The organism is Klebsiella sp. K5-306, assembly GCF_051835185.1.
Lineage (GTDB): Bacteria > Pseudomonadota > Gammaproteobacteria > Enterobacterales > Enterobacteriaceae > Klebsiella > Klebsiella oxytoca.
In genome coordinates this window covers 105,347-118,657 of the sequence record NZ_JAIFJY010000008.1, presented here as the reverse complement: position 1 = coordinate 118,657, position 13,311 = coordinate 105,347, and the positions used below count along the sequence as shown (strand labels likewise).

Genomic DNA, 13,311 nt, shown 5'->3' with positions numbered 1-13,311 from the left:
AACAGGGAGAAGCAGGCTAAACGATGACAGCCTCCGCGCCAGCATGTCAATGCCGGGCAAGTCCCCTCTCCCTGACAGGGAGAGGGTGAGGCTGAGGGGAAAGATTACGACGCCAGCAGCTGGTTCATGCGGCGAATAAACTGGTTCGGATCTTCCAGCGTACCGCGCTCGGCCAGCAGCGCCTGATCGAGAAGCAGCTCAACCCACTCGCCGAATTGCGCATCATCCTGAGTGTCCGCCGCGCGTTTTACCAGCGGATGCAGCGGGTTCAGTTCGAAGATGTACTTCACTTCCGGCGCGGCCTGGCCCGCAGCGGCAAACAGTTTCGCCATTTGGGTGCTCATTTCATCCGCGTCGGTGGTAACGATGGCCGGCGTATCGGTCAGACGATGGGTCAGGCGAACCTCTTTCACCCGGTCGCCGAGCAGCGTTTTGGCTCGCTCAACGAACGGCTCCAGCGCCTTCTCAGCTTCTTTTGTGGTTTCATCCACTTCGTCCGTCAGCTTATCCAGCGACTCATCGGCTTTCGCCACCGACTGGAACGGCTTACCGTCGAACTCGGTCAGATAGCTCATCATCCACTCGTCGATGCGATCGGAAAGCAGCAGCACTTCAATGCCTTTCTTACGCAGCAGTTCCAGATGCGGGCTGCTCTTCGCGGCGGCGTAGCTGTCGGCGGTAATGTAGTAAATCTTCTCCTGCCCTTCTTTCATGCGGGAGACGTACTCTTCCAGCGACACGGTCTGCGCGGCGGAATCGGTATGGGTACTGGCGAAACGCAGCAGTTTAGCAATGGTCTGCTGGTTAGCGTGATCTTCCGCCGGGCCTTCTTTCAGCACCAGGCCAAACTGCTGCCAGAAGGTCTGATATTTTTCCGCGTCGTCTTTCGCCAGTTTTTCCAGCATCTGCAGGGCGCGCTTGCTCAGCGCAGTGCGCAGATTGCGGGTCACGCTGCTGTCCTGAAGGATTTCACGCGACACGTTCAGCGGCAGATCGTTGGAGTCGACCAGGCCGCGGACGAAGCGCAGGTAGTTCGGCATAAACTGCTCAGCGTCATCCATGATGAAAACGCGCTGTACGTACAGCTTCAGGCCGTGTTTATGGTCGCGATTCCACATATCCCATGGCGCCTGCGACGGGATATACAGCAGGCTGGTGTACTCCTGCTTGCCTTCAACGCGGTTGTGGCTCCAGGTCAGCGGATCGCTGTAGTCATGGGCAATATGCTTATAAAACTCGTTGTACTCGTCGTCTTTGATTTCCGACTTATTGCGCGTCCACAGCGCCTGGGCTTTGTTAATTTTCTCCCAGGTAATGACGGTTTCACCGTCCACTTCTTCGCGTTTTTCAATTTCCACCGGCAGCGCGATGTGATCGGAGTATTTGCTGATGATCGAACGCACGCGCCAGTCGTTGAGAAAATCATCCTCACCTTCGCGCAGGTGCAGCGTGATCTCGGTACCGCGATCGGCTTTGTTAATGTCGGCAACGGTATATTCGCCTTCGCCGGCGGACTCCCAGAATACGCCATTTTCTGCGCTGTCTCCCGCCGCGCGGGTACGTACGGTGACTTTATCGGCGACAATAAACGCTGAATAGAAGCCCACGCCGAACTGGCCAATCAGCTGGCTGTCTTTCGCCTGGTCAGAGCCCATGGACTCAAGGAATGCTTTGGTGCCGGACTTGGCGATGGTGCCGAGATGGTCAATCACTTCATCGCGGTTCATACCAATGCCGTTATCGGCAATGGTCAGGGTGCGGTTGTCTTTATCAAATGAAACACGCACGCGCAGTTCGCCGTCGCCTTCATACAGATCCGGCTGGGACAGGGCGCGGAAGCGCAGCTTGTCGGCCGCATCGGAGGCGTTGGAAATCAGCTCACGCAGGAAAATTTCTTTGTTGGAATAAAGAGAATGGATCATCAGGTGCAGAAGCTGCTTAACCTCTGACTGAAAACCACGAGTTTCTTGTCCTTTCATCTAAATCAACCTCAACAATGCCATTGTTAATGGTAAAAAAACCGTTGAGGGTGAGATGGGGACAGAGGAAGACGTTTTCAAGCGGAGGCCCCGAAAAGCGCCTCCGTTTGATTAAAAACGAATCTTATGCCGTCCGGCAAGAGAGTGTGACAGCGTTGTGCCGTCAACCATTTCCAGCTCGCCGCCGACCGGTACGCCATGAGCGATACGGCTCGCCTCTACGCCATACTGCGCGCAAAGCTCGGCGATATAGTTCGCGGTCGCCTCCCCTTCAACCGTTGGGTTGGTTGCGAGGATCACTTCCTGCATCGATTCGTCACGCAGACGCTGCTCCAGGCGATCGAGCCCAATGTCATCCGGCCCGATGCCGTCAAGCGGCGACAGATGGCCCATCAGCACAAAATAACGACCGGAAAACTGCCCGGTCTGCTCGATAGCGTAGATATCCGCTGGGCTCTCTACCACGCAGATCTGACCGTTTTCCTTCCGCCGAGGGTTGCTGCAAATATTGCATACCTCCTGCTCGGTGAAAGTGCGGCAATCGGCGCAGTGGCCGATTTCCGACATCGCGCGCGTTAGCGCCTGCGCCAGGCGCATCCCGCCGCTGCGATCGCGCTGCAGCAGGGTAAACGCCATGCGCTGCGCCGACTTCGGGCCGACGCCCGGCAGGCAGCGCAGTGCTTCCATAAGCTGCGTTAACAGCGGACTGGTTTGCATCAGAACGGCATCTTAAAGCCTGGCGGCAGCTGCATACCGGCGGACACAGACGCCATTTTTTCTTTCTGCGTCTCTTCGATGCGGCGGGCGGCATCGTTAAACGCAGCGGCCACCAGATCTTCCAGCATCTCTTTGTCGTCTTCCAGCAGGCTCGGGTCGATCTCAACGCGGCGGCAGTTATGCGCGCCGTTGATGGTGACTTTGACCAGGCCTGCGCCGGATTCACCGGTCACTTCCAGTCGAGCGACTTCTTCCTGCATCTGCTGCATTTTTTCTTGCATCTGCTGGGCCTGCTTCATCAGGTTACCCAGACCGCCTTTTCCACCAAACATAGGCTTCTCTCTCAGTAGGTCATCGTTAAGGATGCTGACCGCAAGTCAGACTTGCAATCAAATGGGGCGAATACTCTCTTCATCCAGGTCCGCATCGAAAAATCGACGCAGCGTCTGAATGTTATTATCCGCAATAATCGCTTCACGCGCCTGCGCGAGCTTTTCTTCATAAATTGCCTGCCGCCACTCAAGCGGCGTGCGCATCGCGGGATTATCATCTTCCACGATGGTCAATTCAACCGGCGTACCGTACAAAATACCGAGCGCTTCCGCCAGCTTTTGCTGCGCGCCCGCCGAATTCAGGTGCCGCTGGCTCGGGCGAAGATGCAGGCAGACGCGGTTGCCCTCCTGCTCTTTCCAGGCATTGAGGGCGACCTGCTCCACCAGCTTTGGCACCGCAAGCCGGCTGACTTCCGCCGCCCAGCTATCGCGCTCGACCGCTTCAATAGCCAGTTTTGCCGCCAGTTCCGGCGTTTTTTCATGCTCCAGCGCTTTTTTCAGCGCCTTCGGCGTCGCCACTTCTTCTTTCACGGTTTCAACAACCGTCGTCGATTTCCAGCGATAAGCTTCTTTTTTCGCTGGCGCTTTTTCCAGCGCAGCAGCAGCCGGACGCGCCTGTACGCGTTCAGTAATCGAACTCAGTCGTTCCAGCGCAGCGTTATTCACCGGCCGCGCGCGGGAAGCGGCTGCCGGTTCACTCTTTTTTGGGGTGGGCGCTCCCTGGCTGCGCTGCAGTTGGCTGCGTGCCGCCAGCACCTGGCTGGTGGTCTGCGGCAAATTCTGCGGCGGCGGCGGCGGAGCGGATGCCGGGGCGGACTGCTGTGCAGGGGCGGCCTGAATAGCCTGTGCCGGCGGCGCCTCCGGTTCCGGCAGCGGCATACGCGGATGGAACGCCAGCGCACGCAGAAGCGTCATCTCAACGCCCATCCGGCGATCCGGCGCGTATGGAAGCTCTTTACGGCCAATTAATAACGTTTGATAGTACAGCTGAACATCGGTAGGCGGCACCGTCCGCGCCAGCTCGCGCATGCGTAGCTCTATCGCGGCCATATCCGCCCCCAGCGCCGACGGCGACAGCTGAACCATTGCAATGCGGTGCAACAGGCTCTGCATTTCCACCAGCAAAGCCTCCCACTCCACGCCGCGAGCGGCAGCTTCATTGACGCCGGCCATGACGCGTTCGCCATCGGCGGCCACCAGCGCTTCAATCAGCGAGAGCGCCTGATCGTCGTCAAGCGTACCGAGCATGGTGCTAACGGATTCAGCCGTCAGACGGCCGTCGCCGCTGGCGATAGCCTGATCGGTCAGGCTTAATGCATCGCGCAGGCTGCCATCCGCCGCGCGCGACAGCAGCTGCAGCGCGCGCGGTTCGAAAGCGATCTGCTCGACGCCGAGGATATGCTCAAGCTGATGGCGAATCTGTTCGACATCCAGCGCCTTAAGATGGAACTGCAGGCAGCGGGAAAGAATGGTCACCGGCAGCTTCTGCGGATCGGTGGTCGCCAGCAGAAATTTTACGTGCGCCGGCGGCTCCTCCAGCGTTTTTAACAACGCGTTGAAGCTGTGGCGCGAAAGCATATGGACTTCATCGATCAGATAGACCTTGAAGCGACCGCGGGCCGGCGCGTACTGCACGTTATCCAGCAGATCGCGGGTATCTTCGACTTTGGTGCGCGAAGCGGCATCGATCTCTATCAGATCGACAAAGCGCCCCTGTTCTATTTCACGGCAGTTATCGCAGACGCCGCATGGCGTGGCGGTAATACCGGTTTCACAGTTTAATCCTTTTGCCAGCAGGCGTGCGATAGAGGTTTTACCCACGCCGCGGGTGCCGGAAAAGAGATAGGCATGATGAATGCGCCCTAACGACAAGCCGTTCGCCAGTGCGGTCAGCACATGTTCCTGGCCGACGACGTCAGCAAAGGTTTGTGGGCGCCATTTACGGGCTAAGACCTGATAACTCATGGGCTGGCTCTGAAACGCTGGAAGGTGAAATCACGAGGGGGTCATGCTATCACAGCCCCGCTCAATCAGCGAGGCTATGTGGAGGGATTTGCTTAGTGACCCGGGAAAGGGACCAGGCTATAGCAGTTAATTCCCAGTTTTTCCAGACGCTGCTCGCCGCCCAGATCGAACAGATTGATAATAAAAGCCGCATCGTGCACTTCACCGCCCAGGCGACGGATAAGCTTCACGGTGGCGTCGATGGTGCCGCCGGTTGCCAGCAGATCGTCAACCACCAGGACTTTATCGCCTTCTTTGATCGCATCGACATGGATTTCCAGCTGATCGGTGCCGTACTCAAGCTCGTAGCTTTCTGCGATGGTCTCACGCGGCAGCTTACGCGGCTTGCGTACCGGAACAAAGCCTACGCCCAGCGCCAGCGCAACCGGTGCGCCAAACAAGAAGCCACGCGCTTCGGTGCCCACCACTTTGGTAATACCCGCGTCTTTATAACGCTCGGCCAGCAGTTCAATGCTGAGCGCATAGGCCTTCGGGTCTTCCAGCAAGCTGGTGACATCACGGAAAAGGATGCCAGGTTTCGGATAGTCCTGGATGCTTTGGATGCTGTTCTTCAGATATTCAAGCTGCTGTGCTGTTGCGGTCATAAGTGTATGCCTGATTAAAACGGTATTACTCACGGGCATGCCAAATGGGCCAAAGAAACATTTGTTTAACCTTTGACCAGGCTTACCCGCGCTCGAAAACGCCAGAATTTACTGGCTGTCAGCGACAATTGCAACCATCATTATTGCGCATCAGTGCTTTTGTTGCTTTGCATCAACCACCGGAATGCGCCACATAAATATCAGCAGACAGGCCAGAATGATCAGCAGCAAGATGCGCACCCAGGTAAGATTAACCAGCCACAGGGAAATAGCAAAGGTCAGCAAAATCATCGCTATCGCGCGCGGCTTCGCTCCCGGCGGCATGGCGCGGTATTTCTGCCAGTGACGCAGGTAACCGCCAAACCATGAGCGGTACAAAAGCCAGTGGTGAAAACGCGGCGACGAGCGCGCAAAGCACCAGGCGGCAATCAGGATAAAAGGCGTCGTCGGCAGTAGCGGTAAAAATACGCCCAGCGTTCCCAGCGCTACCGCCAGCCAGCCAATGATGATCAAAATAATACGTGGCATAATGCGAATCGTTATCAAGAAGATAACGCTAATGTAGCACAGTTGCTTATCAGGGGATGGAGGAGTTATTTGAAAACCACCCGGCTTTTACATTCGCTGGAAAATCAGCTTGCGGAGCTGGCCGTCCGGGTAGCGCCAATGGCGAATCACGCGACCCTCAGCCCGCGTTTCGATCGCCAGCTGTTTCGGACCCGCAGCACGCAGATGCAGGCTTATCTCAATGAGGCCAGCGATCGTTTAACGGAGTTAAAGCTGGCGGTCGAACGCCAGCAGCTCCCCCAGGTTGCCTGGCTGGCGGAACATCTTGTGGCCCAAATCGCCGCCATTAGCCGGGAAACGGCCACCTGGTCGTTACGCGCCTGGGATAGCGCTTCGCCGACGCTTAGCCGCTGGCAGCGCCGGCGTATCCAGCATCAGGAATATGAACGGCGTCTGCTGGCCATGCGCAACGATCGCCAGAGACAGCTGGCGCAAGCCACCTCTCTTGATGAACAGCAGCGGCTGGCAAAAGAAGTTGACGCCTACGCCGCACGCCTTGCCCGCTGTCGCGACGCGCTGGAAAAAATTGAAAACAGGCTGGCCCGATTAACACGTTAAGTGGAGGAAGAAAGATGTCGCTGGAAAATGCGCCTGACGAGGTCAAGCTGGCCGTCGATTTAATCATGCTGCTTGAGGAAAATAATGTCCCTGCGCAAACCGTGCTAGCTGCGCTGGAGATTATCCGTCGCGATTATGAAAACAAAGTAAAAAGTGCGGAAGAGGCCTCGCAAAACGCGCCGGAGTAGCCTGTTGCCGGATCGTTGGGGGTGGCAGAGTCATCGCCTGCCCTTACCAAAACGGATAAATGCTCATGGAAAGATTCTCACGTACGCCGCACGATGCCATTTTTCATCAAATGTTGACTCAGAAAGAGGTCGCCCGCGATTTTTTACAGCTTTACCTCCCGGCGCAGTTTTTAAGTATCTGCGATCTTAGTACGCTGCAGCTGGCTTCAGGCAGTTTTATCGAAGAAGACCTGCGCTCCAGCTACTCAGATATACTTTACTCTCTGCAAACGCGGCACGGCGCCGGATATATCTATGCGCTGATTGAACATCAAAGCTCTCCGGACAAGTTCATGGCTTTTCGCCTGATGCGCTATACGCTCGTAGCCATACAGCGTCACCTTGATGCTGGCCACGATACGTTGCCCCTTGTGGTCCCCATTCTGTTTTATCACGGCGCCGTCAGTCCCTGGCCGCATACGCTCAACTGGCATCATCTCTTTAACCATCCTGAGCTTGCCAGCGCGCTGTACGGCGGTGATTTTCCACTGATGGACCTGACCGTTATGCCAGATAATCAATTCATCCTCCACCAGCGTATGGCGATGCTGGAACTGTTGCAAAAGCATATCCGCCAGCGCGATCTGGCCGAATTGCAACCGATACTGGTTGCGCTGCTGGCGATTGCCGAATGGCTGGAAGAGAAAGGTCGTAAAAAAGGGAGAAGAGAAGGCAGACTGGAGAGTCGACAGAAAGGCCGTAAAGAAATCTCGCACAGCATTGCGCTGAAAATGCTCGCCAGCGGGCAGGATCCTAAGATGGTGATGGAGCTGACGGGTCTGAGCCAGGAAGAACTCTCCTCGCTCAGCCATTAAAATCTGCGGGGCGGGTATTTACCGCCCCGCCATGCTTAGCTCATCGCCGGAGTGGCATCGTCGCCTTTATCCCGCTTCACCTCGGTGACTTCATCGCCCTTCTCATTGCGAAGATGAACCTCCAGCTGGTTAAAGGCGATATCAATATTGTTCTCACGACACAAACGATCGATCGCCCGGTTAAGCTCATCCACCGCATAGCTGCGATCGCGAAGTTCGCGCACGTATAGTCGTAGTTCATGATCGAGCGTACTGGCGCCGAAAGTGGTAAAGAAAACCGACGGCGCGGGCTCCTGCATCACTTTCGGATGCTCGTGCGCAGCCTTAAGCAGCACTTCTTTAACCTTATCCAGGTCAGAACCGTACGCTACGCCAAGGCGGATGACAACGCGGGTGACGGTATCGGAGAGCGACCAGTTAATCAGACGCTCAGTCACGAAGGCCTTATTGGGAATAATCACCTCTTTACGGTCAAAATCGGTGATGGTCGTGGCGCGAATGCGGATTTTGCTGACGGTGCCGGAGAAGGTGCCAATGGTCACCGTATCGCCAATGCGCACCGGGCGCTCAAAGAGAATAATCAGACCGGAAACAAAGTTACCGAATATTTCCTGTAAGCCGAAACCTAAACCAACCGACAGCGCCGCTGCCAGCCACTGTAGTTTATCCCATGAGACGCCCAGAGCGCCAAATACCGTCATCGCGCCAATAACAATAATGGCGTAATTAAGGATTGTCGTAATGGCATAAGACGCACCCTGGCGCATATTTAGTCGGGACAGCACCAGCACTTCCAGCAGTCCCGGCAGGTTGCGAATTAACGCCCAGGCAACCATCGAAGCGACAATCGCGAACAGCAGGCTCCCCATGGTAACGCTTTTCACGGCGCTGACCCCGGCTTCGGTACCGTTGTAATGCCACAGCGTAATACTATCGAGATAGGCGAAGACGGTGATGAGATCCGACCAAATCGCCCAGAACAGGACCGCAAACAGCGCGATCATCACCAGCATCGTAATACGCAGCGTTTGCTGGTTAACCTGCTCCAGAGCAATTGTCGGTTCTTCCTGCGGCTCGGCTCCTTCAGCCCCCTCTTTAACCAGATGCTGACGACGCGCCAGCGCGCGGCGCCAGGCAATACGCCGCGCGGCCACGCTCAGGCCGCGCAGCACGGTCTGATACAACAGGTTCCACAGCATCACCAGATAAACGGTTTCAATCCAGCGGCCGGCCAGACGCAGCGTCGTATAGAAATAGCCGGTTGCCGTCAGCACCATCAGGGCGATGGGAACGATCGATAGCACGGTAACGGTGATAAGGCGCAGGCTGTGAGATTCTTTATCACGCCAGCTTTCGCGGCACATCGGCAAGACCAGCACCGCGATCAGCAACAGGTTGAGGAAAATAACGAACTGCCCGAGAACGTCATCCATCAGGTGCAGCGGCGACAGTTCCGACATCACCGACCAGAAGTTGAGCGGCAGCAGCGCAAGGCTCACGCGAACAATCTGCCGCCGCCAGTGGCTGGTCAGCTGTGACGGCATATTAAAGTGGCTCACCGCCACGCCGTCTTTTTCCAGCACTTTCCAGCACAGGCCAAACACCAGCCAGAATAGCGCCAGCTTCTTGCTATAGGCCCACAGAAGGTCGCTAATATTCAGCTGCATCGTCAGCAGAATCAGACCGACGGCGAGTATGACCAGCACCACCGGCAGCGCCCGAATCAGATCGATAAGAATCGCTTTCGGCGTGTGGAGCTGCGTATCGTTGCGCAGTTGCCCCACCTGCGACGCCAGCTTAGCCTGATACGCTTTCAGCCAGTTCAGACGCCAGCGAATCAGACCGGCAATCAGCAGCAGCGGCAGGCCGGCCAGAAAAGCGATAAATACCGCAGGCCAGGCCTTTTCCCAGTTTACGGTGATTTTCATCGCCTTAAACTGTCCTTTCAGCGCCTCCGGGAAGGCTTTAAACCACTCCCAGTCCATCGGGCGGTTGCTATTTACCCAGAAAATCTGCTGCGTCAGGATGGCTTTCAGGTTGGTTGACACGCTCATTAGCTGCTGCTGATTGATTTGCAGGTTAATCGCCATCATCAGCTGGTTGCCGAGCTGTTTATTAAACTGATCGAGCAGTTCCCGGCGCATATCAACAATCTCAAGAAGCGCATCATGCACTTCGGGATTCACCTCGCTGCTATGCCCTTCCTCCAGCTTCGCGACATACGCATCGCTCTGGAATAGCGCATCGCGCTGCTGGTTGACCTCGAACTGCTCAAGGCGCAGGTCGGCGATGCGGTTGGTCATGTCGCTTAGCTCCTCCGCAGAGGGCAGCGTTTGCTGTTGCTGATAAAGGATACGCGAAAGCAGCAGGCTGCCTTTCAGCACGGAAATCTGCTCTTTAATATCGCGCTCGGATTGCAGAGCACGATCGAGCCAGGTCTTCACTTTGATGTTGCGCTGAACCAGCTGATTACCCGTTTCCGTTGCCGAAATGAGCCTTTCGCTCAGCTGATGATTAATGTCCAGCTCCTGCTTGACCAGCGGGTTTGCCTGAATACGGGCCGTTTCGTCCGGAGAAACTGCTTCCTGAGCCGTCTTTTCCGTCAGCGTCAGGCGCTTGCTATTCACCGCTTCCTGCAACAGCTGAAGCTGATGCTCCAGTCGATTGCTGTAAGCGGTGATGTAGTCACGCTGCTTTTGCAGGGTATCCTGCAGCACCGTGTTGCCTTCCAGGCTTTTACGCTGTTGATCTATCTGTGCATTCAGCAAGGCCTGCTGCGCCAGCAGCAAATTCTGCTGGGTAGGACGTAGCGCCTCTTCGCCCGTAGTCGTGCCATTCAGACGATTACGGATCTGCTGCAGCTGCTGAGAGGCGGAATACATCGCATTCTGCACGCGTTCCGGCTGCGTCTGTAGCGAAACAAGCTGACTATTATAAGTCGCCAGATCGTTTTGCGCGTTTTGCAAATCGTCCAGAGTCTGAGAGACGCGCGATTCCAGCTGGCGCAGCGACAAGGTGCTCAGCGTTTTACGCGTCGCCTCGTCGTTGGGGACATCACTTAGCGCGTTCAGGCTATCGATAGCCTGATTCATTTTCGCAGGCGCCTGAGCGACCTGCTGGCGCAGCTGCGTCGTTTCCGACTTTATGCGCTCAATTTTATCGAGCGTTTCCAGCGTCTGAGTCAGGTCCTGCTGAACCAGCTTATCCTGGGGAGTCAAATCTTTTTGCTTGTTCAGCGTCGTGAGCTGGCTCTGGACCTCGGAGCGTTCAGGTAAATCAGCCGCCAGCGCCGAATTAACGCTAATACAGCCGATAAAAAGCATCAGGGTAAGAACTACAGCAGAGAGGGCATTTCGCCAACGGATAGTATGCAGCATAGTGTTAACATGAGTGATTGCAAAAGCCGGAGAATACCGGGGGTCGTCGCAGCGCGAAGAATAGCACTTCTGTTATCACTAAAATAGCGGCGGACAGCAGGAATCATTCCTCTGGTGTCCGCTAGCCGGGTTAAGCGTCCAGTCCTTCAGAACTGCGCAGAGAGGGGCAAAATTGATACATTTCCAGCAGGACTTCGACATAATCCCGCGCTTCTTTTTGCAGATCAAAGGCGTTCGGCGCCAAAAGCCAGTTCTCCATCAGGCCGGAAAGATAGCTGCGCATGAGGATCGCCGCCCGGCGGGTTAATAAATTGGCGGGTAGCATCTTCGCGACAATGCACTCCTTTAATGTTTGTTCGATACGGTCGTAGCTCTCAAGGCAAAGAATGCGCTGCGCTTCTTGCAACGTGACCATCTCACCGACGAATTCACATTTATGAAAGATGATTTCCATCATCAGCCGTCTGCGTTTTTCTGTCACAGTGGCTTCAAGGATATACACTAAGATCTCTCGCACAACTGACAGTGGATCGTTGGGGAATTTTGCCCGATACTCAACTTCGAGATCGTTAATATTGGCTTCTGACAGTACCCATATTTCATTAAATAAGTCCGATTTATTTTTGAAATGCCAATAGATAGCCCCCCTCGTCACACCGGCAGCTTTTGCAATTGCGGCCAGCGAGGTGGATGATACGCCTTGCTGCGAAAACAAACGCAGAGCAACATCCAGAATATGTTGCCGGGTCTCAAGCGCCTGTTGTTTGGTTTTTCGTGCCATAGGTCGATGAGTTTACAGAGGTTACGTTTACATACATTTGTGAATGTATGTACCATAGCATGACCATAATAGAAACACAGCAGTGGGTTTGTGGTCGATTGAGCCACTGAACAATTTGAAATTGGACACTCGAGGTTTACATATGAACAAAAACAGAGGGTTAACGCCTCTGGCGGTCGTTCTGATGCTCTCAGGCAGCTTAGCGCTAACAGGATGTGACGACAAACCGGCTCAGCAAGGAGCCCAGCAAATGCCGGAAGTCGGTATTGTGACGCTCAAATCCGCTCCTCTACAAATTACTACTGAACTGCCGGGCCGTACCAGCGCCTATCGCGTTGCGGAAGTTCGTCCTCAGGTCAGTGGCATTATTTTGAAACGTAACTTCACCGAAGGCAGCGATATCCAGGCTGGCGTGTCTCTTTATCAAATCGATCCGGCAACCTATCAAGCCACCTATGAAAGCGCGAAAGGCGATTTAGCCAAAGCGCAGGCTGCCGCCAATATGGATCAGCTGACGGTTAAACGTTACCAGAAACTGTTAGGCACTAAGTACATTAGCCAACAGGATTACGATACTGCCGTAGCCACGGCCCAGCAGAGCAACGCTGCCGTCGTCGCCGCTAAAGCCGCGGTTGAAACCGCGCGCATCAATCTGGCCTACACTAAGGTGACCTCCCCGATCAGCGGCCGCATTGGTAAATCCGCGGTCACGGAAGGCGCGCTGGTGCAGAACGGCCAGACTACTGCCCTGGCGACCGTGCAACAGCTTGATCCTATCTACGTGGATGTGACTCAATCGAGCAACGATTTTCTGCGTCTGAAACAAGAGCTGGCTAACGGCAAACTGCAGCAGGAAAACGGTAAAGCGAAGGTTGAACTGGTCACTAACGACGGTTTGAAATACCCGCAGAACGGTACGCTGGAGTTCTCCGACGTTACCGTTGATCAGACTACCGGTTCTATCACGCTGCGCGCGATTTTCCCGAACCCGGATCACACTCTGCTGCCCGGCATGTTCGTTCGCGCGCGCCTGGAAGAAGGCGTAAATCCTGATGCGATTCTGGTTCCGCAGCAGGGCGTAACCCGTACCCCGCGCGGCGATGCCAGCGCGATGGTTGTCGGCGAAGGCGATAAAGTCGAAGTTCGCCAGATTACCGCCACTCAGGCGATTGGCGATAAATGGCTGGTCACCGAAGGGCTGAAAACTGGCGATCGCGTCATTATTAGCGGTCTGCAGAAAGTCAAACCAGGCGTACAGGTAAAAGCGCAGGAAGTCGTTTCTGATGAAAAACAGCAAGCCGCAGGCAACGCTCAGTCAGAACAAACCAAGTCTTAACTTAAACAGGAGC

Annotated in this window: 12 protein-coding genes and 1 other annotated feature; of the genes, 4 read left to right on the top strand and 8 right to left on the bottom strand. The window is 55.4% G+C overall.

Features of this window, described 5'->3' with window-relative positions:
* Positions 1 to 104: 104 nt before the first annotated feature.
* The 6 genes from htpG to K2184_RS14240 all read right to left on the bottom strand — a co-directional run bounded on the left by htpG (position 105) and on the right by K2184_RS14240 (position 6,165).
* Positions 105 to 1,979 (bottom strand): molecular chaperone HtpG, encoded by a 1,875-nt coding sequence (gene htpG, locus K2184_RS14265; protein WP_004099677.1) that lies wholly within the window; start codon positions 1,977 to 1,979, stop codon positions 105 to 107.
* A 111-nt stretch (positions 1,980 to 2,090) separates the two neighbouring features.
* Positions 2,091 to 2,696, bottom strand: a complete 606-nt coding sequence (recR, locus tag K2184_RS14260) for a recombination mediator RecR (protein ID WP_004099675.1) — start codon at positions 2,694 to 2,696, stop codon at positions 2,091 to 2,093.
* Positions 2,696 to 3,028 carry a YbaB/EbfC family nucleoid-associated protein gene (locus K2184_RS14255; RefSeq protein WP_004099673.1) on the bottom strand — a complete coding sequence of 111 codons (333 nt, stop codon included), beginning with the start codon at positions 3,026 to 3,028 and terminating at the stop codon, positions 2,696 to 2,698. The genes recR and K2184_RS14255 overlap by 1 nt, the downstream gene beginning before the upstream one ends.
* Before the next feature lie 57 nt (positions 3,029 to 3,085).
* A complete protein-coding gene (gene dnaX, locus K2184_RS14250; protein ID WP_023320463.1) occupies positions 3,086 to 4,993 on the bottom strand; it encodes a DNA polymerase III subunit gamma/tau in 1,908 nt (635 codons plus the stop codon).
* Positions 3,689 to 3,753: a sequence feature (DnaX frameshifting element), on the bottom strand. (Overlaps the previous gene by 65 nt.)
* Positions 4,994 to 5,085: 92 nt before the next feature.
* Positions 5,086 to 5,637: an adenine phosphoribosyltransferase gene (gene apt / locus K2184_RS14245; protein WP_004099669.1), complete on the bottom strand. Its 552-nt coding sequence runs from the start codon at positions 5,635 to 5,637 to the stop codon at positions 5,086 to 5,088.
* Between the two features lie 150 nt (positions 5,638 to 5,787).
* Entirely contained in the window at positions 5,788 to 6,165 is a 378-nt protein-coding gene (locus K2184_RS14240; RefSeq protein ID WP_163524633.1) for a DUF454 family protein, read from the bottom strand.
* 69 nt (positions 6,166 to 6,234) lie between these two features.
* Here K2184_RS14240 and priC point away from each other — a divergent pair, with 69 nt between their 5' ends.
* From priC to K2184_RS14225, 3 genes are all read left to right on the top strand, one after another.
* On the top strand, positions 6,235 to 6,762 hold the full coding sequence (priC, locus tag K2184_RS14235) for a primosomal replication protein N'' (protein ID WP_004099666.1): 528 nt from the start codon (positions 6,235 to 6,237) through the stop codon (positions 6,760 to 6,762).
* Positions 6,763 to 6,776: 14 nt separating this feature from the next.
* Positions 6,777 to 6,950, top strand: coding sequence for a pleiotropic regulatory protein RsmS (gene rsmS, locus K2184_RS14230; RefSeq protein ID WP_004099661.1), 174 nt, complete (start codon positions 6,777 to 6,779; stop codon positions 6,948 to 6,950).
* Between the two features lie 65 nt (positions 6,951 to 7,015).
* Positions 7,016 to 7,804 carry an Rpn family recombination-promoting nuclease/putative transposase gene (locus tag K2184_RS14225; RefSeq protein WP_163524630.1) on the top strand — a complete coding sequence of 263 codons (789 nt, stop codon included), beginning with the start codon at positions 7,016 to 7,018 and terminating at the stop codon, positions 7,802 to 7,804.
* Between the two features lie 35 nt (positions 7,805 to 7,839).
* Here K2184_RS14225 and mscK read toward each other — a convergent pair whose 3' ends face one another.
* Together mscK and acrR are read right to left on the bottom strand one after the other, a co-directional pair.
* Positions 7,840 to 11,181: a mechanosensitive channel MscK gene (gene mscK / locus K2184_RS14220; RefSeq protein ID WP_004111041.1), complete on the bottom strand. Its 3,342-nt coding sequence runs from the start codon at positions 11,179 to 11,181 to the stop codon at positions 7,840 to 7,842.
* Positions 11,182 to 11,311: 130 nt separating this feature from the next.
* Positions 11,312 to 11,962, bottom strand: a complete 651-nt coding sequence (gene acrR / locus K2184_RS14215) for a multidrug efflux transporter transcriptional repressor AcrR (RefSeq protein ID WP_004099655.1) — start codon at positions 11,960 to 11,962, stop codon at positions 11,312 to 11,314.
* 142 nt (positions 11,963 to 12,104) lie between these two features.
* Between acrR and acrA the strand changes: the two genes are divergently transcribed.
* The gene (acrA, locus tag K2184_RS14210) at positions 12,105 to 13,298 is read left to right on the top strand and encodes a multidrug efflux RND transporter periplasmic adaptor subunit AcrA (RefSeq protein WP_004111040.1); all 1,194 of its coding nucleotides are present in this window, start codon (positions 12,105 to 12,107) and stop codon (positions 13,296 to 13,298) included.
* Positions 13,299 to 13,311 lie beyond the last annotated feature (13 nt).